The organism is Nocardia sp. NPDC059228, from assembly GCF_042754245.1.
Classification (GTDB): domain Bacteria; phylum Actinomycetota; class Actinomycetes; order Mycobacteriales; family Mycobacteriaceae; genus Nocardia.
The window spans coordinates 260,772-283,461 of record NZ_JBHZAL010000006.1 but is presented as its reverse complement, the minus strand read 5'-3'; the positions used below and the strand labels follow the sequence as shown (position 1 = coordinate 283,461).

Genomic DNA, 22,690 nt, shown 5'->3' with positions numbered 1-22,690 from the left:
CGGTGCCGTTGTCGGGTCCACCGACAGTGCCGTTGTCGGACCCAGCAGCGGTGCCGCTTTCCGGCCCAGCAGCGGTGCCGTTCTCGGCCCCTGCGGCAGTGCCGTTTTCGGTCCCGGCGGTGGTTCCGTCACCAGCCCCGGTGGTAGAGGGGAATTCCGGGGCGATGGCCTCGAATCCCCGTTCCTCGTCCCCGGTTTCCCCGGTCGGCGCTTCGGGGCCGGGCTCGGCCCCGAGGTCGTCCGGGCCCGTGGCGCCCGGTTCCACTGCGCCGGGCGCGGATTCGAGCACCGACGCGACGGAGGTGACGGCCGCCGGGCCGGCGTCCGAGCCCGCGATGTCGAGGGCCAGCTGCTCGGGCGAGACCGCGCCGCGAATCTTGGGCGGCTCCAACGAGAGTGGGCTGGTGCCGAGCTTGCGGCCGCGCACCAGTGGCAGGGTGAGCCGGAAGCTCGCGCCCACACCGATCTCGCCCCACGCCTCGAGCTTGCCCTCGTGCAGGTTGGCGTCCTCGACGCTGATGGACAGGCCGAGGCCGGTGCCGCCGGAGCGGCGCATGCGTGAGGGGTCCGAGCGCCAGAAGCGGTTGAACACCAGCTTCTCCTCGCCCGGCCGCAGGCCCACGCCCTGGTCGCGCACCACGATGGCGACGGCATTGGCGTCCGCGTCGCCGCGCATGCGCATGAGCACGGGCTTGCCCTCGCTGTGGTCGATGGCATTGGCGAGCAGGTTGCGCAGCACGCGTTCGACGCGGCGCGGATCCACCTCGGCCACCAGCGGTTCCTCGGGCAGGTCCACCACCAGTTCGACGCCGGACTCCTTGGCCAGGTGCCGCACCGTGGAGACCGCGGCCCGCGCGCACATGCGCACGTCCAGGGATTCCACCTGCAACTCGGCCACACCCGCGTCGTGGCGGCTGATCTCGAGCAGGTCGTTGAGCAGTCCCTCGAAGCGGTCGAGTTCGTTGACGAGCAGTTCGGCCGAGCGCGCCAGCGCCGGGTCCAGGTCGTCGCTGGATCCGTGGATGAGGTCGGCCGCCATGCGCACCGTCGTCAATGGCGTGCGCAGTTCGTGGCTGACGTCGGAGGTGAAGCGGCGCTGCAGATTTCCGAACTCCTCGAGTTGGGTGATCTGGTTGGACAGGCTCTCGGCCATCTCGTTGAACGACATGGCGAGCCGCGCCATGTCGTCCTCGCCGCGCACCAGCATGCGCTCCTTGAGCCGTCCGTCGGCGAACCGACTCGCGATCCGCGCCGCGGATCTGATGGGCAGCACCACCTGTCGCGTCACCAGCGCCGTGATGGCGGCCAGCAGCACCAGCAGCACGATGCCACCGATGAGCATGGTCCCGCGCATGAGCGACAGACTCCGTTGCTCATTGGTGAGCGGGAAGATCAGATAGATCTCCAGCGAGTCGATATCGGCCGAGGGGCTGCCGATGATCAGCGCCGAGCCCTTGTACCCGTCCGGGCTGGAGACCGTGGCGAACTGATAGGAGACCTGCCGCTGCTTGACGAATTGGCGCAGCTCGGCGGGGATCTCCTGGATGGCGCCCGAGGTGATCTCCTGCCCGCTGTCGCCCGTCATGGCCAGGGCCGCCTCGTAACTGCCTGCGGCGCCGCCGGTCTGGGTCCCGCCGGCGCTGCTGAACAGCGCGCGGCGGGCGTCGTCCAGGCGACTCTGCTGAGTACCCGAATCGTGCACACCGGTCAGTTGATTCTGAACGGTGTTGCGGGCGCGACCCATTTCCTCGACGGCCGCGTTGATCTTCGCGTCCAACAACCGGTCGGTGATCTGACTCGTGAGCACGACGCCCAGAATCGTGATGACGATCAGCGACAGGGTGAGCGTGGACACGACAACACGCAACTGCAGCGAACGCCGCCAGACGTGGCCCAGTTGCTCGCCGAGATTGCGGAACCAGGCCACCGCTACCGCCAGCCACCGCTGAACGCGGTTTCTGGAGCCAGCGATCACGGCGGTCCGGCCTTGTAGCCCACACCTCGGACGGTCAGCACGATCTCGGGGTTCTCCGGATCCTTCTCCACCTTGGCGCGCAACCGCTGGACGTGCACGTTGACCAGGCGGGTATCGGCGGCGTGCCGATAGCCCCAGACCTGTTCCAGCAGCACCTCACGGGTGAACACCTGGCGCGGCTTGCGGGCCAGCGCCACCAGCAGATCGAACTCCAGTGGAGTCAGCGAGATCTGTGCCCCGCCGCGAGTCACCTTGTGCGCGGGCACGTCGATGACGATGTCGGCGATGGACAGCAGCTCCTGCGGCTCCTCCTCGGTGCGGCGCAGGCGGGCCCGCACCCGGGCCACGAGTTCCTTCGGCTTGAACGGCTTGACGATGTAGTCGTCCGCGCCACTTTCCAAACCCAGGACGACGTCGACCGTGTCGGTCTTCGCCGTCAGCATCACGATGGGCACTCCCGAATCGGCTCGCAGCACCCGGCATACGTCGATGCCGTTCATGCCGGGCAGCATGAGATCGAGCAACACGAGATCCGGACGCAGCTCCCGGACCGCGGTCAGCGCCTGCGTGCCGTCACCGACGACGTGGGGGTCGAAACCCTCACCCCGCAAGACGATCGTGAGCATCTCCGCGAGAGCCATATCGTCGTCGACGACCAGAATCTTCGGCTTCATAACGTCTAGTTTGTCACCTCTCCGGCTCTGATTCGGCCGCCACGCCAACACTCGTGACCTGTCGGCGCACATCCAACCCTATCCAGCAATAATTTCCGCGAGGCGCGCGGCCAGTGTTGCCGGATCGTCACCGGTCCGATGCACCCACCACGGTCCGTGCCAGTTGATTTCGGCCAGCTCACGGTAGACAGTACCGGTGCGACGCTGCAGTCCCCCGTCTTTCTCGTAAGCGTCCAAAGCCCGTGCGGCATCGGCTTCGCCGCGCAGGCGCGCGCGTTCCTCGGCCACATCGACCGGAACATCCAGCAGAATCTGGACATCTGGGGCGGGCAATCCGAAGCGCTCGAACTCCAATTCCTCGATCCAGGCCACGATTTCGCCGTGCGCGTCCTGCTCCAAGCGGGCCGCGGAGTACGCGGCATTGGAGGCGACATAGCGGTCCAGTAGCACGATGTCGTTGTCCGCCAGCAGTTTCGAGAGCTCGTCGCGCGCGTCGGCGCGGTCGAGCGCGAACAGCAGCGCCATGGCATTCACAGACCGAGCGGTATCTCCATGACCGCCGCGGAGCGCCTCGGCGGCGAGGTCGGCATGCACGGAGACGCCGTAGCGCGGGAAGGCCAGGGTGGCGACCCGCAGCCCGCGGGCGCGCAGACCGGTGACAACGGCATCGGTGAGCGTGCGTTTGCCCGCGCCGTCGAGCCCTTCCACCGGAACCAGTGCACCCATGCCGCGAGAGTACCGAATCGGCCGCCGTCCGCCCCGGCGGGATCCCGTTTGTTCGAAAGGCCCAGATTTTTGTAGCCATTCGATTGCTATAGTCCGGCCATGACTGCTGGATACGCCAGGTCAACGCAGCTCGAGAGCGCTTTTGCGATCCTCGCGGTAGTGATTGCCGCCATCGGCCCAACGGCCTGCGGCAGCAACTCCAGCCACACGAACCCGGCCGCCGTGGCCGATCCCCACCGCCCCTTCGATCTACAGGCCCACCGCGGCGGCCGCGGCATGACCATCGAGGAGTCGCTGCCCGGCTTCGCCAAGGCCATCGAACTGGGTGTCACCACCCTGGAACTCGACATCGTGCTCACCGCCGACAGGACGCCGCTCATCTGGCACGACCCGGTCATCCAGGCCGAGAAGTGCGCCGACACCGCCCCGGCCTTCCCCGGCGATCCGCGGTTCCCCTACGTCGGCAAGCTGGTCCACGACCTGACCTACGACCAGGTCCACACCCTCGACTGCGGCAGGAAGCTCGCGGAATTCCCAGTGGCACAGGAGCTTCCGGGCAACAGGATCGCGACGCTGCCGGAACTGTTCGATCTGGTGAAGAGCCACCCGGGCGCGTTCGGCACCGTGCGCTACAACGTGGAGACCAAAATCGAGGCCGCCCACCCCGAACAGTCCGCCACTCCCAGGGAATTCGTCGACGCCATCCTGGGCGCCGTCGAACGGGCCGGGGCGATCGGCAAGGTCGAGATCCAGAGCTTCGACTGGAGCAGCCTGCCGCTGGTGAAGGCCCAGAACGCGAACATCCCCACGGTCGCGCTGTACGACGAGACCACCTTCGCACCGAACAGCCCGTGGCTGGGCCCGATTCGGTACGAGGAACACGCCGGGGACCCGCTGGACGCGATCAAGGCCCTGGGCGCGGACATTTCCTCCCCCGCTTACGTCGACCCCTGGAACATCGACGCGAAGGTCGGCGACAAGTACTTCAAGCTCACCACGACCGCCGAGTACGTCCGCGAAGCGCACGGTTTCGGCATCCGGGTGATCCCCTGGACCGTGAACGACAAGGCCACCATCGGACTGGCGCTCGACCAGGGCGTGGACGGCCTGATCACCGACTATCCGAACCGCGCGCGCGACGTCATGCAGGAGAAGGGCTACCCCCTCCCGAGGTCCTTCCACAAATAAGCCGCGCAAATCAGAAACGCGCGCCCTTCAACTCTTGTAGGGTCCCGGGCAACACTCCCCCTGCAAGGAGCGCAACCCTGATGAAGTCCCATCTCGCACACCACGGTCCGCGGGCCGCCCTGGCCGCCGTAGCGATCACCGCCGCCGCTCTTTCCACGGCCGGTACCGCCACCGCCGCCCCCGTCACCCTCGAACCCGCCGGCGCCGACCAGGCGGCCCCCGTGGCCGACTCCGGCTCGGCGTCCTCCCTGTCGAGCAGCTCCGGCTCCAGCAATGTCGCCGGCACCGGCTCCAGCGCCAGTGAACTCCTCAGCGCCGCCATCTGCACCATCCAGGGCGGCAAATGGGTCCCCCTGATCGACATCTGCCTCAAGTAGCGGACGCACGCCAACGAAATCCGGCCGGTCACCCTCTCGGGTGACCGGCCGGATCTTCGTGCGCTACAGGCGGTTTCCGCTCAGTAGCGGTAGTGGTCCGGCTTGTACGGGCCCTCCACGTCCACGCCGATGTATTCGGCCTGGTCCTTGGTGAGCTTGGTCAGCGTGCCGCCGAGCGCCTCGACGTGGATGCGGGCGACCTTCTCGTCGAGGTGCTTGGGCAGGCGGTAGACCTCGTTGTCGTACTCGTCGGGCTTGGTCCACAGCTCGATCTGCGCGATGACCTGGTTGGAGAAGCTGTTCGACATCACGAACGACGGGTGCCCGGTCGCGTTGCCCAGGTTCAGCAGACGGCCCTCGGAGAGCACGATGATCGACTTGCCGGACTCCTTGAACGTCCACAGGTCGACCTGCGGCTTGATGTTCAGTCGGTCGGCGCCCGAACGCTCCAGAGCGGCCATGTCGATCTCGTTGTCGAAGTGGCCGATGTTGCCCAGGATGGCCTGGTCCTTCATCGCCTTCATGTGGTCGAGCAGGATGATGTCCTTGTTGCCCGTGGAGGTGATGACGATGTCGGCCTCACCGATGGCCTGTTCCACGGTGACGACGTCGAAGCCGTCCATCAGCGCCTGCAGCGCGTTGATCGGGTCGATCTCGGTGACCTGCACCCGCGCGCCCTGCCCGGCCATCGACTCCGCGCAGCCCTTGCCGACATCGCCGTAGCCGCAGATCAGCACCTTCTTGCCACCGATCAGCACGTCGGTACCGCGGTTGATGCCGTCGATGAGGGAGTGACGGGTGCCGTACTTGTTGTCGAACTTCGACTTGGTGACCGAGTCGTTGACGTTGATCGCCGGGAACACCAGCTCACCCGCGGCCGCGAACTGGTACAGCCGCAGCACACCGGTGGTGGTCTCCTCGGTGACACCCTGCACGCTCTCGGCGATCTTGCCCCACTTGCCCTTGTCGGTCTCGATGCCGGCGCGCAGCAGGTTCAGGAAGACCTTGTACTCGGCGGAGTGGGTGTCGTCCTCGGGCGGGACCACGCCGGCCTTCTCGAACTGCGCGCCGCGCAGCACGAGCATGGTGGCGTCACCACCGTCGTCGAGGATCATGTTGGCCGGCTCGCCCGGCCAGGTCAGCATCTGCTCGGCGGCCCACCAGTACTCCTCCAGGGTCTCGCCCTTCCAGGCGAAGACGGGAGTGCCCTTGGGCTCGTCGACGGTGCCGTGCGGGCCGACCACGACCGCGGCGGCCGCGTGGTCCTGGGTGGAGAAGATGTTGCAGGAGGCCCACCGGACCTCGGCGCCGAGGGCGACCAGGGTCTCGATCAGCACCGCGGTCTGCACGGTCATGTGCAGCGAGCCGGAGATGCGGGCGCCCTTGAGCGGCTGCACGTCGTGGTACTCGCGACGCAGCGCCATCAGGCCCGGCATCTCGTGCTCGGCCAGGCGAATCTCCTTGCGGCCGAAGTCGGCCAGTGACAGGTCCGCCACCTTGTAGTCGATGCCATTGCGGACGTCAGGGGTCATGTTGCGGGACACTGCTGTCGTCATCTGCCTCTCCTGGTCGGCTGGTTCCCCCAAACCCTACGCGGCGGCCTGGTACTCGTACTCGGCGAGGATGCGCTCCCGCTTACGGGGTTGGATATTGGCCCGGCTCACGTCGCCCGCGTAGTGGGCGAGCAGGCGCGGATCCATGACGTAGCGCCACAGCGGCGGGAACAATGCCAGCAGAATCATGGTGGCGTACCCCGCTGGAAGCTGCGGCGCCTCCTCGGAGGTGCGCAGCGTCTGATACCGCCGCCCCGGATTGGCATGGTGGTCGCTGTGCCGCTGCAGGTGGAACATGAAAATATTGGTGACCAGCCGGTCACTGTTCCAGCTGTCGCTCGGCGAGCAGCGGGCCCAGCCGCCATTGGGCCGCTTGCGTCGCAGCAGGCCGTAATGCTCTACGTAGTTGACGGTTTCGAGCAGGCCCGCGCCGATCACCGCCTGCAGCAGCAGATACGGCAGCACCCGCCAGCCGTAGACCGCCAGCAACCCACCGAACAGCACGATGGTCATAGCCCAGGCCTGCAGGATATGGTTGTGGACACTGAACCAGCGGTGTCCCTTGCGGCGCAGCCGTTCTCCTTCGAGATGGATTGCCGACCGGAAGCCACCGACCACGCTGCGGGGCAGGAACTCCCACAGCGACTCACCCATGCGGGCGCTGGCCGGATCGTCGGGCGTCGCGACCCGGGCATGGTGGCCCTTGTTGTGCTCGACGAAGAAGTGCCCGTAGGCCGACTGCGCCAGCGCCATTTTCGACAGCCAGCGCTCCAATCGCTCGACCCGGTGGCCGAGTTCGTGGGCGGCGTTGATGCCGATGCCGCTGACGAACCCGAGAGTGGCCGCGAGCCCGAGCTTGTCGACGACGGACAGATCGTCGCCGGCCCACATGTAGGCGGCGATGATCAGGCCGACCACCTGGATCGGCAGGAACATGTAGGTGCACCACCGGTAGTACCGGTCATTGGAGAGTAACTCGTAATCCTCGTCGCGCGGATTGGTGCCGTCTTCCCCGACGAGCCAGTCCAGGACCGGAATGGCGATCAGAATGATGATCGGTCCGATCCACCAGAACACCTCCAGCTTGGTGTGCAACACCAGCTGCGAGGGCAGTAACGCACACCCGGGCGCGATCAACCCCAGCACCCACAGGTGTCGTTTCGGATCCGGCGAACCCAACCGTTTGCCGACCATTTGCACGTTTGCCCCGCTAATCAATACCTCGAAGAACTTCGCAGCTACATATCTTGGAACCTAGTCCCTGTTACAGCACCCGGCCGGACCGAAAGGTGGCCACCGTTACATCATGAGCAGTCGGTTCTGCCGCAACCGACCGCGTGGTTCCCGTCATTGGGCCTCGAACGCAAACCAGGAGCGAAACCGGGCTCAGCGAAACCACACATATCGAACCTGCGGGCGGCCGGTCCGACCGTAGTCGGTCCGCCGCTCCACCACGCCGTCTTCGGCCATCCGCTCCAGATACCGCCACGCCGTCACCCGGGACACCCCCACCGCGCGCCCCGCCTCGCCCGCGGACAGCCCGTCCGGCGCGGCCCGCACCGCCCGCGACACCTCGTCCATCGTCTGCGGCGCAATGCCTTTCGGCGAGGTGGGTCGCTGATCCGGAGTGCGCAGCACACCGAAGGCGCGATCGATGTCCTGCTGCGACACCGCCGTCTCCCCGGCGGGCAGCGCCGCCCGGTATTCGACGTAGCGGTCCAGTTTCTCGCGGAAGGCCGCAAAGGTGAAGGGCTTCAGCAGATACAGCACCACGCCGTGCGAGACGGCCGAGCGCACCATGGCCAGATCGCGCGCCGAGGTGACGGCGATGACGTCGGGCCGCGGCCGCAGTCCCGCCAGCGCGGCGGCGACGGCGAGCCCGCTCATATCCGGCAATCCGATATCCATCAGCACCAGATCAATGGGGACACCGGAAGATTGTGACCTTTTCGCGATCGAGATGGCGTCGCGACCGGTGTGCGCCACCGCGACCACCGTGAAACCCGGCACCCGCTCCACGTAAGAGCGATGTGCCGCAGCGATTTTCGGCTCGTCCTCGACGATCAGCACGCGGATCGCCGATGCCGGCGCGGCATTCATCGCGGAAACCTCACGATCACCGCGGATTCCGGTTCCCGCTGGGCCCGCAACTCGCCGGCATGCCTGGCAACCAACCGGCGTACCAGCGCCAGGCCCAGCCCGTGGTGGTCGGTCTTGGTGGAATAGCCGCGTTCGGTGGCACGGGTGAACAACTCCTCCGACATGCCCGGGCCGCTGTCGGCCACCCGGACGTACAGCTCCGGCTCGTCCCGCCGCACCGTCACCTCCACCCACGCGTCCTCGTCGTGCCCGACCGCGTCCAGGGCGTTGTCGACGAGATTGCCCAGCAGCGTGACCATCTCGTGCGGCGTCAGCGGGTCGGTGGTGTCGAGCAGCGTGTCGCCGGTGACGGTCAGCTCCACCCCGTTCTCCGCGGCCTGCTCCACCTTGCCCAGCAGCAGCGCCACCACCGCGGGTTCGGCCACCGCACCGGTGAGCCGGTCGATGAGGGCCTGGGACAGTTCGAGTTCCGCGGTCGCGAAGTTCACCGCTTCGCGCGGGCGGCCCAGCTCCACCATGGTGACCACGGTGTGCAGCCGGTTGGCGGATTCGTGCGCCTGGGCGCGCAGCGATTCGGCGAAGCCGCGCACCGAATCCAATTCGCCCAGCACATCCCGCAATTCGGTGTGATCGCGCAGGGTGAGCACGGTGCCGATGCGGCGCCCGGCGTGCTCCACCACGTCCTGGTTGACGACCAGCACCCGGTCCGGGGTCACGTGCATCTCGTCACGGACCACACCGGTTCCCAAGCGCTGCAACGACACCGGCAGATCCGCGCGCGTGATCGGCCCGTCCGGCAGATCGAGCAGCAGCCGCGCCTGATCGTTGACCACCTCGGCGCGCTCATCGGATCTGTCGAACACCAGCAGGCCCTCGTGGATGGAATGCAGCACCGCGTCGTGATGCTCGTACATGGCTCGCAGCTCGGCGGGCCCGAGGCCGTGCGTCTGCCGTAACAGCCTGCGCCGCAACAACAGCGAACTCATCATGGCCAGCGCCAGGCCGCCGGCCGCGGCGGCCAGGATGAGCGGTAGCTGGGCGCGCACCTGTTCACCGATGTGGGTGCGGGTGACGCCCGCCGACACCAGCGCGACGATGCGGCCGTCGGCATCGCGCACCGGGGTGACCGCGCGAATCGACGGGCCCAGCGTGCCGGTGAAGGTCTCGGTGAAGGTCTCCCCCGCGAGGGCGCGATCGATGTTGCCGCTGAAGGGCTTTCCGATCCGGTCGGTCTCGGTGTGGGTGTAGCGGGTCCGATCGGGGGCCATCACCACGATGAAGTCCATACCCGTCGCCTTGCGGATGGCCTCGGTCACCGGCTGCAGTGCGGCGGTCGGATTCGGGCTCCGCACCCCGGCCAGCGTCGAGGGCGACTGCGCCACCGCGATCGAGGTATCGATGACCTCCGCACGGGTGGCGTCGTCCTGCACCCGGCGGGTCTGCAGGAACGCAAGCATCGACGCGGCGGTGATCACCACCGCCAGTACCAGCACCTGCACCACGAACACCTGCCCGGCCAGCGTACGGCGGGCCCGGGTTCTTCGACCTCTCACGATTCCTCCGGGTACTTCATGAACATAATTTACGAAACAGTGACCCAGGTCACTACCCGGATCATGATTCTCTCCGAACACCCGCGTGGAGCAAACGTCATGCGGGCACTGACCCGGAGGCACCAGCGAGATGAGCGACACGACAACCCGGCAGCGCCGAGACCGTACCCACTGGCTCTATCTGGCCGTCATCGTGGCCGTCGTCGCGGGCGTCCTGGTCGGCTGGCTGGCCCCGGGCGTCGGCAAGAGCGTCGGCGAGCTCGGCACGATCTTCGTGAACCTCATCAAGATGATGATCGCCCCGGTCATCTTCTGCACCATCGTGCTCGGCATCGGCTCGGTGCGGGCGGCCGCCAAGGTCGGCAAGGTCGGCGGCCTGGCCATCGGCTACTTCCTGATCATGTCCACGGTGGCGCTGGCCATCGGCCTGCTGGTCGGCAACCTGCTGCACCCGGGTTCGGGGCTGAACGTGGCCGCCCACGCGAAGGAGATCAGCAAGTACGCCACCGACGCCAAGGCGGCGGGCGGCACCTGGCAGTTCCTCGAGGACATCGTGCCGACCACCCTGCTGTCGTCGCTGACCTCGGGCAAGGTGCTACAGGCGCTGTTCGTGGCGCTGTTGGTGGGCTTCGGCATCCAGGCCATGGGCACTGCGGGCGAGCCGATCCTGCGCGGGGTCGCGTCGGTGCAGAAGCTGGTCTTCCGGATTCTGACCATGATCCTGTGGCTGGCCCCCATCGGCGCGTTCGGCGCCATGGCGAATGTGGTGGCGCGCACCGGGCTCGACGCGGTCAAGCAGCTGGCGCTGCTGATGGTGGCCTTCTATCTCACCTGCGTCGTGTTCATCTTCGGCGTGCTGGGCCTGCTGCTGCGGCTGGTGGCCGGGAACTCCATCTTCAAGCTGGTGCGCTACCTGGCGCGGGAGTACCTGCTGATCTTCGCCACCTCGTCCTCGGAGTCGGCGCTGCCGCGGCTCATCGCCAAGATGGAGCATGTGGGCGTGGACCGCACCACCGTGGGTGTGGTTGTCCCGACCGGGTATTCGTTCAACCTGGACGGCACCGCCATCTACCTGACCATGGCCACCCTGTTCGTGGCCGACGCCATGGGCAAGCCGCTGGCCTGGCACGAGCAGATCGGCCTGCTGCTGTTCATGATCGTGGCCTCCAAGGGCGCGGCGGGTGTCACCGGCGCGGGCCTGGCCACGCTGGCCGGCGGCCTGCAGAGCCATCGCCCGGAACTATTGGACGGCGTCGGCCTGATCGTCGGCATCGACCGGTTCATGTCGGAAGCCCGTGCGCTGACCAACTTCTCGGGCAATGCGGTCGCCACGCTGCTGATCGGCACCTGGACCAAGACCATCGACCCGGCCCGCGTCCGCGCGGTGCTGGATCGCGAGATCCCCTTCGACGAGCAGGCCATGGTGGAGGACCACCCGGCCCCCGCCGCCCCGGAAGCACCGGGCCCGCAAGAGAAAGACCTGGTTCCGGCCTGAACCCAACCCCCAGGCCGAACCCGGACCGTCGGCGCGTTCTCCCCCCGTACGCGCCGGCGGAACCCGCACCCTGCCCGCACGACCAGCCGCCTCCGGCTCGTGCGGGCAGGGTTTCCCTTTTGTCCAGGCGGCGACCGCGTTGTCTACGCCCCGACCGCGTCCAGGGCCAGGGTGGCGGCGATGGCATTGGCCAGCTCCGCGCCCTTCACCTCGAAATGCCGCGCGAAATAGGTCAGGTGCTCGCCGTGCTCGTGGAAGTGGTGCGGGGTCAGCACGGCCGAGAAGACCGGCACATCGGTCTCGAGCTGCACCCGCATGAGCGCGTCGACGACCGTCGAGGCCACGAAGTCGTGCCGGTAGATGCCGCCGTCCACGACGAGCGCGCAGCCCGCGACCGCGGCGTAGGAGCCGCGGGTGGCCAAACGCTTGACCTGCAACGGGATTTCGAACGCACCGGGCACCTCGATCACGTCGACCTCGGTGTAGCCGCGCTCGAGCAGCCCGGCCCGGCAGGATGCGAGGGCCTTGTCGACGATGTCGCTGTGCCAGCGCGCGGCGACGAGGGCGATGCGAGTGGAAGTGGGTGACATGGGGATTCCTCCTGTTCGCGATGTCACCCAGGGCAAGACGCGAACAGGCCCGTCCAGCGGTGCGGACGTGCCGGTGCCGCGTTCTCTTTCATCCGGACTGTGACCGTCGGCTCCGGGATCACACCGGAATCTGCTCGACCCACACTGCCGATGAGAGACACTGTGGCGCTCGCGGGCTCGTGCACTCCGGATCGGTCCGGATGCCATTACCGCCGGTGGGGAATTCCACCCCGCCCTGAGAACGTGTACGTAGCGGACAGTAACACGGGGATTCCGGCATCCGGAACCCCGTGTACCGCACAACACGACAGCACGGCCGGGTCTCAGCGCACCAGCACGTCGGAATCGGCGGGCAGCCCGTCCACCGGCCACCAGCGCAGGTCGGTCGACTCCGAACTGCGCACCGGCACAGCGCCTTCCGGCGCCTTGATCTTGAACAGCAGGTCCAGGTGCCGGGTCGGCACGCCCAGCGAGCAGGTGATGGGGTGCGCCTGAGCGCCGTAGAGGCCGGGCTCGAGCACCAGCCCGTCGATACCGGACTCCTCGGTCGCCTCACGGAAGGCGGCCGCCGCGACCGAATCGTCGGATTCCTCACAGTGCCCGCCCAATTGGATCCAGCGGCCCACCCGCGGGTGCAGGGTCAGCAGCACCTCGCGCTCGTCGTGGGAGAACACGATGGCAGAGGCGGTGATGTGCCCGGCCGCATGCTCGCGCAGGCAGCCGCGCGGCGCGGAACCCAGGAAGGCCAGCATGGCCTCCCGGATGGAGCACTCCGGACCCGTTGCCGGGGACCAGGTCTCCAGCAGCTCGGTCGCCGATTTGTGCAGCGACTCCGCGCTCACAGCTCGACCAGCCCGAGGCCGGGCTCGCGCGCCTCACGCGGGGCGATCTCGTCGAGCGGGTACCCGATGGCGATGGCGCCCAGCGGATTCCAGTCCGCCTCCAGGCCCAGCACGTCGCGGGTGACCTCGGGCGCGAAGATGGTCGACCCGATCCAGCAGCTGCCCACACCCCGCACGGCCAGCGAGACCAGCAGGCCCTGCACGGCCGCGCCCACCGCGACGGTGAACATGGTCTGCTCGGCGGCGCGGCGGCGCTCGTCCGGATAATCGTGCGCGCCGTCGGGCACGCAGAACGGGATGATCATCTCGGGGGCGTCGAAGAGGATGCGCCCGCGCGCGACCCGCTTCTCCACGCTCTCCGGGGTGCGGCCGTCACCGGTCAGGTCGGTGCGCCACTTCTCGGCCATGGCCTCGAGCAGCTGCTCGCGCAGGCCACGCTTGCGGACCCAGACGAAGCGGACCGGACGGGTGTGGTGCGGCGCGGGCGCGGTGAGCCCGGCGGCGACCGCCTCGCGAATGAGCTCCGGCGGCACCGGCGTCTCGGCGAACCGGCGCACCGAACGCCGCAGCGGCACCGCCTGTCTGCGGCCGAGCTCGACGGATTCCTCGGTGCCCAGCCAGAACAGATCGTCCTCGCCGCTCCGCAGCAGATCCCCGGCGGTGGATCCGTCGTCGGTGTAGTCGAGCCCGCGCACCACCGCGACCGGGACCCCGCCCAGCTTGCCCTTCACCAGGTCCGCGGCCGCGGCCAGCTCGTCGGCCACCGCGACCAGGGTGACGTGCAGTTCATTGCCCTGTCCGTCCACCGCGCCGTCGTAGTCGTGCAGCACCCGGATGCCCGCCGACCCGATGGCGGCGTCGATCTGGCCGTTGCGCCAGGCCCGGCCCATGGTGTCGGTGATGACCACGGCCACCTGCACGCCCAGGCGGTCGGCCAGCGCGGTACGGAGCGCCTTGGCGCTGGCGTCCGGATCCTCCGGCAGCAGGACCAGTTCGCCCTGTTCCACATTGGAGCCGTCGACTCCGGAGGCGGCCTGCACGATGCCGAGCCGGTTCTCGGTGATGAGGGTGCGGTTCTTGCGCGCCAGCACCCGCACCGACTCGTCGAGCACCAGTTGCCGGCGTGCCGCGTCGCGTTCCTCGGGGTCGCTGGGCACGGTCACGATGCGGCCCTCGGCCTTGGCGACGATCTTGCTGGTCACCACCAGCACGTCACCGTCCTGGAGCCAGGGCGCCCGTGCCGCGATCGCGTCGGCGACATCGTCGCCCGGGCGGAATTCCGGCAGGCCCGGAACGGGCAGGATGCGCAGTTCGCCGCCGGACGCGTGATCGCCCAGCGCTTCGATGGAATCCGTTGTCACGGTTTGACTCCCGCGATATCGAGGGCTTCGCGAACCATCTCGGCGGTCGCGGCCGGGTCGGTCATGAGCAGTGGCACGCTCCGGACTTCGACGCCCGGAATGTCGGCGGTGTCGCCGGTGTGCACGAGCCAGCCGTCGAGAATGCCGGTACTCGAGCGCGCGCCGTAGTAGTTGCCGACGGCCTCGGCGGAGGTTTCGACGCCGATCACCGACAGGCACTCATCGGCCATGCCGCGCAACGGTTTTCCGCCGATCACCGGGGACAATCCGATCACCTTGGCATCGGTGGTGCGCAGTGCGCCGCGAATGCCGGGAACCGAGAGGATGGCGCCCACGCTCACGACGGGGTTCGACGGAGCGAGCAGGATCACATCCGCTGAGTCTATGATTTCGATCACACCCGGGGCTGGTTTCGCAGCATCTGCCCCAATAGTCACGAATCCATGGGTCTCTACGTTCGCCCGGTATCGAACCCACCACTCCTGGAAATGGATCGCGCGGCGTTCGCCAGGGTTCTCCGGGTCACCGATTACGACATGTGTTTCGCATCGGTCGTCGGTTGCCGGAAGCAGTTTCACACCCGGTTGCCACCGATTGCAGAGCGCCTCGGTGACCGCCGAGAGCGGGTATCCCTGACGCAGCATTTCGGTGCGAATGAGATGCGTGGCGATATCCCGGTCGCCCAGCCCGAACCAATCGGGCTGAGCCTTGTATTTCGCCAGCTCCTCCTTGGCGCTCCAGGTCTCGTTCGCGTGCCCCCAGCCCCGTTCGGGGTCGATGCCGCCACCCAGGGTGTACATGCAGGTGTCCAGGTCAGGACAGATGCGCAGCCCGTGCATCCACACGTCGTCGCCGACATTGACGATGGCCGTGGTGTCGGCTCCGGGCAGCAGTTCGCGCACCCCCGTCAGGAACCGCGCGCCGCCGACTCCGCCGACCAGGACGGCGATCCGCAGGCCGGTGCCGGGCGCGGTGTCCGCTTGTTCTCGAGTCACATCCGCACAGCCTATGCGTTCGAAGCGGAAAGTCGTTCCGCAGCTCATTTGCTGCGAATTTGCTATTTGAACTGCGGGAACACGTCCCGACGGGGTCGCAGATGGTAACGGAATCGCTTCGGCAGCTTGACCATCGCCGCTCCCGGCGTGTCTAATCACAGGCATGTCATTCCGGGTCCGCGTGAGAGTGCAAGGCGCGGACGGGTTTTCGAACAGGCGTTCGCACCGGAGTGACGCCAAGCTCGGGGATGGCCGCGGGACTACGCCGCGGTGTTGGGCCGTCGGTGGGATCGGCTCCGACGGATTAATCATTCTGCGCTAACACACAGTGAGGAGGCGGAGCGATGGCCGAAGAGCTGGCCCCGTCGGGCATTCCGGGCGGTGTATCGCAAACCGATTCCACGACTGGCGCAGCACCTGACTTCTGCGCCGACGATCGGAACGGATACGAGGGGGGTGAACCGATGACGACTGCGCGACCGGGGGGCGGACAGTGGGCGCGAGCCGCCTACCAGCCCGAACCGCCGCGGCTGAGCCTGATCGTCACCGGTGCCGAGGATATGTACGACACTTTCTCGCGCGGCGGTCGCACGATGACCGAGGCCGAACAGTGGCAGGAACGGGCGCTGTGCGCCCAGACCGACCCGGAGGCGTTCTTCCCGGAGAAGGGCGGCTCCACCCGCGAGGCCAAGCGCATCTGCATGGGCTGCGAGGTCCGCGACGAGTGCCTCGAATACGCCCTGGCCAACGACGAGCGCTTCGGCATCTGGGGCGGACTCTCCGAGCGGGAGCGCCGCCGCTTGAAGCGGGGCATCAGCTGACGCTCCCGCTCCCCCGCCTCTCCGAGCCTTCAGCGGGGGACTTGGGAGCCGTTGAGCGCTGGCAGCCCGTGTCGGCGGTTGGGTGCCGAGACCACCGTGGAGGTACCCGGCGAGTTACCCCGAACTTACGAAATCAGTTGTTGCGAAACGTAGTTCGGGGTATGCGGTTGCATCCGGCTACTCCGGGTCGGGATCGATGATGTCGGGTTCCACACCCAAGTAGGTGGCGATCTGTTGCACGAGGACCTCGCGCAGCAGGTCGACCAGGTCGTCGGGGTCGCCGGCACGGAGCTCCAACGGCTTGCGGAACAAGACGACGCGGGCGCGGGTGGCCATGCCGTAGCGGTCCACACCGGCCGGGATCAGGCGGGACAGCGGCACCGGGCCGTCGGCCACCACCTCTTCCGGCCAGGTGACCGAATCCGGGTGCAGCGGACGGATTTTCGGCACGTCGTCGACGGCGATGTCGAGCTTGGTGAGCTGCTCGTGCCAGCGGGTCTCCAGCGGCGCGAAGGCCTCCAGCACCAGACGGTCGAACTCCTGGCCCCGGGTGCGCCGGGCGGGCACGGTCGGTGGCAACATCGGCCCGCGCACACCCCGCCCGCGGCGGATGACCGACCGCGCGGTGGGCGGTCGCCTCTTACGTGAACGGGTCATACCTTGAATCTAACCCCTACCCCGGGCGGGTGTGAGCACCCGCCTCGCCGGGCCGCCCGGCCGGTGCGGCGGCCCGCCGCGACGGCATTCCGGAGACCCGGCGACCGCGTTCCGGGGGCCGTCGCGACGCGCCCGCGGCACGAAAGCGCACAGCTACCCGAGGCCCTCGTGGCGCGAGTGAGACGGGCTTCATTGAGCGTGTCTGTGTCCACGAGGGCGTGAGGGGGGTTACCCTGCATGGCGTGATCCCCATGCGTCGTTGCTGCCGTCCAGGCTGCAAGAACCCGGCCGTCGCGACGCTGACCTATGTGTACTCCGACTCGATGGCAGTCGTGGGTCCGCTGGTCACGGTGGCGGAGCCACATTCCTGGGACCTGTGTGAAACGCATGCTTCCCGGATCACCGCGCCCAAGGGATGGGAGTTGGTCCGCCACGAGGGCGGGTTTTCCTCCTCGACTCCGGACGACGACGATCTCACCGCGCTCGCCGAAGCCGTCCGCGAGGCCGGATTGCGCCGCCGCACACCGGAACCCGATCCGCGCGGCTACAGCGACTACGCTCCCGCCCCGCAGCGCCCGACCCGCACGGGTCGTACCGGCAGACGCGGCCATCTACGCGTCCTGCCGGACCCGCCGGGCTAGCCCGCCTCCCCGCGCCTTCGGCGGACGGTTGAGAGCCGTGAACCATCGACATCCCGTGCCGGCGGTTGAGTGCCGTCACCAATTTGGACGTACCCGGCGAGTTACCCTCGCCTCACGAAATCAGTTGTCCGGTTGGCAAGGGTCGGGGGAAGTCTCTCATTGTCGCGGTCAGCTACTAGGGTGGTGCGCATGACAGTCGCCCGGTCCGCCGAGTCCGTTCAAGCAGTCATCAAGGCATACGACGTTCGCGGAGTTGTCGGCGAACAGATCGACGCGGACTTCGTCCGGGATGTTGCCGGTTCCTTCGCCCGGCTGATGCGCGGCGAGGGCGCCCGGCGCATCGTCATCGGTCACGATATGCGCGACTCCTCACCGGAATTGGCCGCCGCCTTCGCCGACGGCGTGCTCGCCCAGGGACTCGATGTGGTGCACATCGGCCTGGCCTCCACCGACGAGCTCTACTTCGCCTCCGGCCACCTGGACTGCCCCGGGGCCATGTTCACCGCCAGCCACAATCCCGCCGAATACAACGGCATCAAGCTGTGCCGCGCCAAGGCGCTGCCGGTCGGTCAGGACACCGGGCTGGCCATCATCACCGAGGAGGTCGTCGCGGGCGTCCCGGCCTTCGACGGGCCGCGCGGCACCGAGACCCGGGAGGACCTGCTCTCGGCATACGCCGACTTCCTGCACAAGCTGGTCGACCTGAGCGGTTCGCGTCCGCTGCGCATCGCGGTGGACGCCGGCAACGGCATGGGCGGCTACACGGTGCCCGCCGTGCTGGGCACGCTGGCGCAGTACACGGTCGAGCCGCTGTTCTTCGAACTCGACGGCAGCTTCCCCAATCACGAAGCCAATCCGCTGGATCCGAAGAACCTGGTGGATCTGCAGGACCACGTCCGCAAGACCGGCGCCGACCTCGGCCTGGCCTTCGACGGCGACGCCGACCGCTGCTTCGTGGTGGACGAGAAGGGCGACCCGGTCTCGCCGTCGGCCATCACCGGCCTGGTGGCCGAGCGCGAGCTGACCAAGGAACCGGGCGCGACCGTCATCCACAACCTGATCACCTCCCGGGCGGTGCCGGAACTGGTGACCGAACTCGGCGGCACCCCGGTGCGCACCCGGGTCGGCCACTCGTTCATCAAGCAGCAGATGGCGGCCACCGGCGCGATCTTCGGCGGCGAGCACTCGGCGCACTACTACTTCCGCGACTTCTGGGGCGCCGACTCCGGCATGCTCGCGGCCCTGCACGTGCTGGCCGCGCTGGGTGAGAAGGACCGGCCCATGTCGGAACTGGCCTCCGCCTACGCGACGTACGCGGCCTCCGGGGAGATCAACTCGACGGTGGCGGATGCGCAGGAGCGGACCCTGGCCGTACTCGAGGCGTTCGGCAAGCGGGCGAAATCGGTCGATCGGCTGGACGGCGTGACCGTGCAGCTGGCCGACGGCGCGTGGTTCAACCTGCGCGCCTCCAATACCGAACCGCTGCTGCGACTCAACGTCGAGGCGCGATCGCAGGATGAAGTAGACGCACTCGTAACCGAGATCCTGAGCATCGTCCGCGCCTGACTGGAATAGTGGAATCACAGAGCTTGGATTCACCGTCTGGTGACCCGATGAGGGGAGGTGGCAACGCCCGATGATCGCTGGGACACCGGTAATCGACCTCGATGACGTCGCCTCGCTGGAGGCGGCGGACGCCGGGGGTGTACTCCGCTCCGCCGCGTCGGGGGGAGCCCAGGTAAGGGCAACCGCCGCGGCACTTTCCGAAGATGCGCTGACCCGGCTGACCGATCTGCGGCCCCGCAGTCTGGTCCTGGTGTCGGGCAGCGGGCGCGCCGCACGCGCGGCGGCGCTGTTGATCGCAGCCCTCGGTGACCGCACGAGTATGCCGCTGGTACCGGCGACTTCGATCCCGCCGTGGGTCGGGCCGCTGGACGTGGTGCTGGTGGCGGGCGACGACGCGGGTGATCCGCGGTTGTCCGAAGCGGTGGACCGAGCACTTCGACGGGGTGCCGAAGTGGTCGTGGCCGCGCCGGACGAGGGACCCATCCGGGCGGCCGCCGCCGGGCGCGCCACCATTCTCGCGCCGCGGGTGCGGGTCCTCGACCACAACCGCATGCTGCGCTATCTGGCCGCGGGCCTGGCCGTGCTGACCACCATCGACCCGCACCGCATCGGGCCGCTGGTGCCCGAATTGAACGCTCTCGCAGACCTGCTCGACGGGGAGGCGCTGCGCGACGGACCGCAGCACGAGGCCTTCCACAATCCCGCCAAGACCCTGGCCACTCGCATGCAGCAGCGCAAGCGCCTGGTGCTGGCCGGTGATTCCGGCGCCGCCACCGTGCTCGCCGAGCACGGCGCCGAGGTGCTGCTGGCCACGGCCGGGCAGACCGCTGCCGCGGTCACGCTCTCGGAAGCCGTTGCGGCGCACGGCCGGTTGGTCGACACCGCCGGGGTGGCCGCCCCCGGATTCGATCCGCTGTTCCACGACGAGCAGCTGGACGGGCCGGCGCCAGTGGAGCAGGTGCGGGTGTTCGTGGTGAGCGCCGATCCGGACGAGGTGACGGTGCGCCGGCGACTGGCCGTGTTCGGTTCCGCCGCAGGGCTGGTCGACACCGACCTGATCACCGTGGACACCGAGGTGGCCGCCGCAGCCGCCGTTGCCGCCGAGGCGGCGGGGCAGACCGCACCCGCCGTCCAGGGTGGTGAGCTGGAAAAGCTTGCGGTACTCGCACTTCGGCTGGAGATGGCGGCCGCCTATCTCCGACTACTCGGTTCCCGCCCGGCCACCGGACCGGGACGCTACGACGGGGGCAACTACTAGTGCACGAACTCGTTGGTGCGCTGCGTTCCTACGCTTGGGGTTCGCGCACCGCGCTCGCTCAGCTGTGCGGACGACCGGTCCCCTCCGCGCACCCGGAGGCCGAACTCTGGTTCGGCGCGCATCCCGCCGATCCGGCGCGGGTGCAGATCAACGGGCACAGCGAATCCCTGCTGGAGCTGGTCAGCGCCGACCCGCAGCGCGAACTCGGGCCGGTGTCGGGCGAATTCGGCGGAAAGCTGCCGTTCCTGCTGAAGGTCCTGGCCGCCGAGGAGCCGCTCTCGCTGCAGGCGCACCCCAGCGTCGAACAGGCCCGGGCCGGGTTCGCGCGGGAGAACCACAACGGGGTCGCCATCGACTCCCCCATGCGCAACTACCGCGACGAGAACCACAAGCCCGAACTCGTGGTGGCGCTGCACCGTTTCGAGGCGCTGGCCGGATTCCGCGATCCGCGCCAGACCGTGCGGCTGCTCAATGCCCTGGACGTGCCCGAACTGAGCCAGTACGCCGAACTGCTTGCCGCCCAGCCCGACTCGGCGGGGCTGCGCACGCTGTTCACCACCTGGATCGCGCTGCCGCAGGGCAGTCTGAGCATGCTGCTGCCCAAGGTGCTCGACGGCTGCGTGCGGTATCTGTCGGAGGCCCGAAGCGGCGGCGCCGGCAAGGAATTCGTGGCCGAGGTGCGCACGGCGCTCGAGCTCGCCGAGGCGTATCCCGGCGACGCCGGGGTGCTGGCGGCGCTGCTGCTCAACCGCATCACCCTGGAGCCGGGCGAGGGCCTGTTCTTGGACGCCGGGAACCTGCACGCGTACCTGCGCGGGGTCGGTGTGGAGATCATGGCCAACTCCGACAATGTGCTGCGCGGCGGGCTCACGCCCAAGCACGTGGATGTGCCGGAGCTGCTGCGGGTGCTGGACTTCGAGCCGCTGGACCTGCCGGTCGTGACGGCGGAGCGGGTGTCGGACAGCGTGTTCCGCTATCACACGCCCGCGCCCGAATTCGCGCTCAGCCGTTTCGAACTGGCCGCGGGGGCCGAGCCGGTGCCGGTGCTGCGGTCGGGACCGGGGATCGCGCTGGTCACGCACGGGCGGGTGAAGCTGTCCCAGGGCAATCACGAGCTGATCGTGGAACGCGGGCGCGCGGCGTGGATCTCGGCTGCCGACGGCGGGATTCGCGCGCAGGCGATCGCGGTGGACGAGGATGGCGACGGGGACGCGGACGGCTCGGCGCAGCTGTTCTGCGCGGCCGTCGGCGAGGAGTGACGCCCGGGCTCTAGTAGGCTCTCCCGGTCACAGGCGTTTAGGACAAAACGGACATAGATTCGGGAAGGGGCGGTTCATTGTCTGCGGGCGGCGGTAAGAAGGCCATCCTGGCGGCGCTGAGCGCGAACGCCGGTATCGCGGCGGCCAAATTCGTGGGCGCGGCGATCACCGGATCGGCGTCCATGCTGGCCGAGGCCGTGCACTCGGTGGCCGACACCTCCAACCAGGGGCTGCTGCTGCTCGGTCAGCGCCGCGCGGAACAGGAGGCCGACCAGCTGCACCCGTTCGGCTACGGGCGCAACCGGTACTTCTATTCGTTCGTGGTCGCGCTGGTCATCTTCGCGCTCGGCTCGCTGTACGCGATCTGGGAGGGCATCCACAAGATCCAGCATCCCGAGGAACTGTCCAATCCGATCGTCGCGATCGTCATCCTCGGCCTCGCCATCTGCCTGGAGGGCTTCAGCTTCATCACGGCCATGCGGGAATCCAAGCCGCTCAAGGGCAATTCGAGCTGGTGGCGGTTCATCCGCAACTCGCGCAATCCGGAGCTGCCGGTGGTGCTGCTGGAGGACTCGGGCGCGCTGATCGGCCTGATCTTCGCCTTCGCGGCCATCAGCCTGACCATGATCACCGGCGATCCGGTGTGGGACGGCGTGGGCACCCTGGCCATCGGGCTGCTGCTCGGCGCCATCGCCGTCATCCTCATCATCGAGATGCAGAGCCTGCTCATCGGCGAGGGCGCGACGCCCGAGGAGGACGCCGCGATCCGCACCGCGCTGGTCGACAACCGGCACATCGACCGGGTCATCCACCTGCGCACCCAGTACCTGGGTCCGGAGGAAATGCTGGTGGCCGCAAAGGTTTCCATCGTGCCCGGCCTGACGATCGCCGATATCGCGACCGCGATCGACGACGCCGAGGCGCGGGTGCGCGCCGAGGTCCCGGCCGCCCGGGTCATCTACCTGGAGCCGGATCTATACCGGACACACTCCCCCGCCTCCCCGAGCCTTTAGCGGACGGCTCAGGTGCCGTTGACAGTTGGGAACCCATGCCGGCGGA

At 68.2% G+C, this 22,690-nt stretch carries 20 protein-coding genes, 1 pseudogene and 1 riboswitch; of the genes and pseudogenes, 9 read left to right on the top strand and 12 right to left on the bottom strand.

What is annotated here, in order from left to right:
- Positions 1-307: 307 nt before the first annotated feature.
- The 3 genes and pseudogenes from mtrB to ACFXKA_RS13470 form a co-directional block, all read right to left on the bottom strand.
- Positions 308-1,975 (bottom strand): annotated as a pseudogene (gene mtrB, locus ACFXKA_RS13480) (MtrAB system histidine kinase MtrB); the annotation flags it as partial.
- Positions 1,972-2,649: an MtrAB system response regulator MtrA gene (mtrA, locus tag ACFXKA_RS13475; RefSeq protein WP_033090495.1), complete on the bottom strand. Its 678-nt coding sequence runs from the start codon at positions 2,647-2,649 to the stop codon at positions 1,972-1,974. The gene mtrA and the pseudogene mtrB, both read right to left, overlap by 4 nt.
- 78 nt (positions 2,650-2,727) lie before the next feature.
- Positions 2,728-3,375 carry a dTMP kinase gene (locus tag ACFXKA_RS13470; protein WP_354833944.1) on the bottom strand — a complete coding sequence of 216 codons (648 nt, stop codon included), beginning with the start codon at positions 3,373-3,375 and terminating at the stop codon, positions 2,728-2,730.
- Positions 3,376-3,474: 99 nt separating this feature from the next.
- Here ACFXKA_RS13470 and ACFXKA_RS13465 point away from each other — a divergent pair, with 99 nt between their 5' ends.
- Both ACFXKA_RS13465 and ACFXKA_RS13460 read left to right on the top strand, forming a co-directional pair.
- Positions 3,475-4,563, top strand: a complete 1,089-nt coding sequence (locus ACFXKA_RS13465; protein WP_379427407.1) for a glycerophosphodiester phosphodiesterase — start codon at positions 3,475-3,477, stop codon at positions 4,561-4,563.
- An 80-nt stretch (positions 4,564-4,643) separates the two neighbouring features.
- On the top strand, positions 4,644-4,940 hold the full coding sequence (locus tag ACFXKA_RS13460; protein ID WP_354833941.1) for a hypothetical protein: 297 nt from the start codon (positions 4,644-4,646) through the stop codon (positions 4,938-4,940).
- Positions 4,941-5,020: 80 nt separating this feature from the next.
- Here ACFXKA_RS13460 and ahcY read toward each other — a convergent pair whose 3' ends face one another.
- The 4 genes from ahcY to ACFXKA_RS13440 all read right to left on the bottom strand — a co-directional run bounded on the left by ahcY (position 5,021) and on the right by ACFXKA_RS13440 (position 10,050).
- Positions 5,021-6,496 carry an adenosylhomocysteinase gene (gene ahcY, locus ACFXKA_RS13455; protein ID WP_379427406.1) on the bottom strand — a complete coding sequence of 492 codons (1,476 nt, stop codon included), beginning with the start codon at positions 6,494-6,496 and terminating at the stop codon, positions 5,021-5,023.
- 33 nt (positions 6,497-6,529) lie between these two features.
- Entirely contained in the window at positions 6,530-7,687 is a 1,158-nt protein-coding gene (locus tag ACFXKA_RS13450) for an alkane 1-monooxygenase (RefSeq protein WP_379427405.1), read from the bottom strand.
- Positions 7,688-7,879: 192 nt separating this feature from the next.
- On the bottom strand, positions 7,880-8,593 hold the full coding sequence (locus tag ACFXKA_RS13445; protein ID WP_354833936.1) for a response regulator: 714 nt from the start codon (positions 8,591-8,593) through the stop codon (positions 7,880-7,882).
- Positions 8,590-10,050 (bottom strand): ATP-binding protein, encoded by a 1,461-nt coding sequence (locus tag ACFXKA_RS13440; RefSeq protein ID WP_379427463.1) that lies wholly within the window; start codon positions 10,048-10,050, stop codon positions 8,590-8,592. The genes ACFXKA_RS13445 and ACFXKA_RS13440 overlap by 4 nt, the downstream gene beginning before the upstream one ends.
- 226 nt (positions 10,051-10,276) lie before the next feature.
- On the opposite strand from ACFXKA_RS13440, the gene ACFXKA_RS13435 reads away from it, so the two are divergent.
- On the top strand, positions 10,277-11,641 hold the full coding sequence (locus ACFXKA_RS13435; protein ID WP_354833932.1) for a cation:dicarboxylate symporter family transporter: 1,365 nt from the start codon (positions 10,277-10,279) through the stop codon (positions 11,639-11,641).
- Between the two features lie 143 nt (positions 11,642-11,784).
- Here ACFXKA_RS13435 and ACFXKA_RS13430 read toward each other — a convergent pair whose 3' ends face one another.
- The 4 genes from ACFXKA_RS13430 to cofD all read right to left on the bottom strand — a co-directional run bounded on the left by ACFXKA_RS13430 (position 11,785) and on the right by cofD (position 15,390).
- On the bottom strand, positions 11,785-12,231 hold the full coding sequence (locus ACFXKA_RS13430) for a 6,7-dimethyl-8-ribityllumazine synthase (protein WP_379427404.1): 447 nt from the start codon (positions 12,229-12,231) through the stop codon (positions 11,785-11,787).
- Between the two features lie 76 nt (positions 12,232-12,307).
- Positions 12,308-12,478, bottom strand: a riboswitch (FMN riboswitch).
- Positions 12,479-12,554: 76 nt separating this feature from the next.
- The gene (locus tag ACFXKA_RS13425) at positions 12,555-13,073 is read right to left on the bottom strand and encodes an NUDIX domain-containing protein (protein ID WP_354833929.1); all 519 of its coding nucleotides are present in this window, start codon (positions 13,071-13,073) and stop codon (positions 12,555-12,557) included.
- On the bottom strand, positions 13,070-14,434 hold the full coding sequence (locus ACFXKA_RS13420; RefSeq protein WP_379427403.1) for a coenzyme F420-0:L-glutamate ligase: 1,365 nt from the start codon (positions 14,432-14,434) through the stop codon (positions 13,070-13,072). Before ACFXKA_RS13420 ends, ACFXKA_RS13425 begins: the two co-directional genes overlap by 4 nt.
- On the bottom strand, positions 14,431-15,390 hold the full coding sequence (gene cofD / locus ACFXKA_RS13415; RefSeq protein ID WP_354834126.1) for a 2-phospho-L-lactate transferase: 960 nt from the start codon (positions 15,388-15,390) through the stop codon (positions 14,431-14,433). Before cofD ends, ACFXKA_RS13420 begins: the two co-directional genes overlap by 4 nt.
- Positions 15,391-15,989: 599 nt before the next feature.
- On the opposite strand from cofD, the gene ACFXKA_RS13410 reads away from it, so the two are divergent.
- Positions 15,990-16,250, top strand: a complete 261-nt coding sequence (locus ACFXKA_RS13410) for a WhiB family transcriptional regulator (RefSeq protein ID WP_379427462.1) — start codon at positions 15,990-15,992, stop codon at positions 16,248-16,250.
- A 177-nt stretch (positions 16,251-16,427) separates the two neighbouring features.
- Here the strand turns inward: ACFXKA_RS13410 and ACFXKA_RS13405 are convergent, their stop codons facing one another.
- The gene (locus ACFXKA_RS13405; protein ID WP_354833925.1) at positions 16,428-16,907 is read right to left on the bottom strand and encodes a metallopeptidase family protein; all 480 of its coding nucleotides are present in this window, start codon (positions 16,905-16,907) and stop codon (positions 16,428-16,430) included.
- Positions 16,908-17,158: 251 nt separating this feature from the next.
- On the opposite strand from ACFXKA_RS13405, the gene ACFXKA_RS13400 reads away from it, so the two are divergent.
- From ACFXKA_RS13400 to ACFXKA_RS13380, 5 genes are all read left to right on the top strand, one after another.
- Positions 17,159-17,548, top strand: a complete 390-nt coding sequence (locus tag ACFXKA_RS13400) for a DUF3499 domain-containing protein (RefSeq protein ID WP_379427461.1) — start codon at positions 17,159-17,161, stop codon at positions 17,546-17,548.
- Between the two features lie 189 nt (positions 17,549-17,737).
- Positions 17,738-19,114, top strand: coding sequence for a phosphomannomutase/phosphoglucomutase (locus ACFXKA_RS13395; RefSeq protein WP_379427402.1), 1,377 nt, complete (start codon positions 17,738-17,740; stop codon positions 19,112-19,114).
- Positions 19,115-19,184: 70 nt separating this feature from the next.
- A complete protein-coding gene (locus ACFXKA_RS13390) occupies positions 19,185-20,372 on the top strand; it encodes a tobH protein (RefSeq protein ID WP_379427401.1) in 1,188 nt (395 codons plus the stop codon).
- Positions 20,372-21,631 carry a mannose-6-phosphate isomerase, class I gene (gene manA / locus ACFXKA_RS13385; RefSeq protein WP_379427400.1) on the top strand — a complete coding sequence of 420 codons (1,260 nt, stop codon included), beginning with the start codon at positions 20,372-20,374 and terminating at the stop codon, positions 21,629-21,631. The genes ACFXKA_RS13390 and manA overlap by 1 nt, the downstream gene beginning before the upstream one ends.
- A gap of 77 nt (positions 21,632-21,708) precedes the next feature.
- The gene (locus ACFXKA_RS13380) at positions 21,709-22,644 is read left to right on the top strand and encodes a cation diffusion facilitator family transporter (protein ID WP_379427399.1); all 936 of its coding nucleotides are present in this window, start codon (positions 21,709-21,711) and stop codon (positions 22,642-22,644) included.
- The last annotated feature ends 46 nt before the right edge of the window (positions 22,645-22,690 follow it).

Excerpts from the sequence above, each read along its gene's own strand:
- ACFXKA_RS13400 (WP_379427461.1), top strand. The coding sequence starts at position 17,159 with ATGCGTCGTTGCTGCCGTCCAGGCTGCAAGAACCCGGCCGTCGCGACG.
- ACFXKA_RS13405 (WP_354833925.1), bottom strand. The coding sequence starts at position 16,907 with ATGACCCGTTCACGTAAGAGGCGACCGCCCACCGCGCGGTCGGTCATC.
- ACFXKA_RS13395 (WP_379427402.1), top strand. The coding sequence starts at position 17,738 with ATGACAGTCGCCCGGTCCGCCGAGTCCGTTCAAGCAGTCATCAAGGCA.
- mtrA (WP_033090495.1), bottom strand. The coding sequence starts at position 2,649 with ATGAAGCCGAAGATTCTGGTCGTCGACGACGATATGGCTCTCGCGGAG.
- ACFXKA_RS13390 (WP_379427401.1), top strand. The coding sequence starts at position 19,185 with ATGATCGCTGGGACACCGGTAATCGACCTCGATGACGTCGCCTCGCTG.
- ACFXKA_RS13465 (WP_379427407.1), top strand. The coding sequence starts at position 3,475 with ATGACTGCTGGATACGCCAGGTCAACGCAGCTCGAGAGCGCTTTTGCG.
- ACFXKA_RS13450 (WP_379427405.1), bottom strand. The coding sequence starts at position 7,687 with ATGGTCGGCAAACGGTTGGGTTCGCCGGATCCGAAACGACACCTGTGG.
- ACFXKA_RS13410 (WP_379427462.1), top strand. The coding sequence starts at position 15,990 with ATGTACGACACTTTCTCGCGCGGCGGTCGCACGATGACCGAGGCCGAA.
- ACFXKA_RS13430 (WP_379427404.1), bottom strand. The coding sequence starts at position 12,231 with ATGTCACCCACTTCCACTCGCATCGCCCTCGTCGCCGCGCGCTGGCAC.
- ACFXKA_RS13470 (WP_354833944.1), bottom strand. The coding sequence starts at position 3,375 with ATGGGTGCACTGGTTCCGGTGGAAGGGCTCGACGGCGCGGGCAAACGC.
- ACFXKA_RS13445 (WP_354833936.1), bottom strand. The coding sequence starts at position 8,593 with ATGAATGCCGCGCCGGCATCGGCGATCCGCGTGCTGATCGTCGAGGAC.
- ACFXKA_RS13435 (WP_354833932.1), top strand. The coding sequence starts at position 10,277 with ATGAGCGACACGACAACCCGGCAGCGCCGAGACCGTACCCACTGGCTC.
- ACFXKA_RS13440 (WP_379427463.1), bottom strand. The coding sequence starts at position 10,050 with ATGCTTGCGTTCCTGCAGACCCGCCGGGTGCAGGACGACGCCACCCGT.
- ACFXKA_RS13460 (WP_354833941.1), top strand. The coding sequence starts at position 4,644 with ATGAAGTCCCATCTCGCACACCACGGTCCGCGGGCCGCCCTGGCCGCC.
- ahcY (WP_379427406.1), bottom strand. The coding sequence starts at position 6,496 with ATGACGACAGCAGTGTCCCGCAACATGACCCCTGACGTCCGCAATGGC.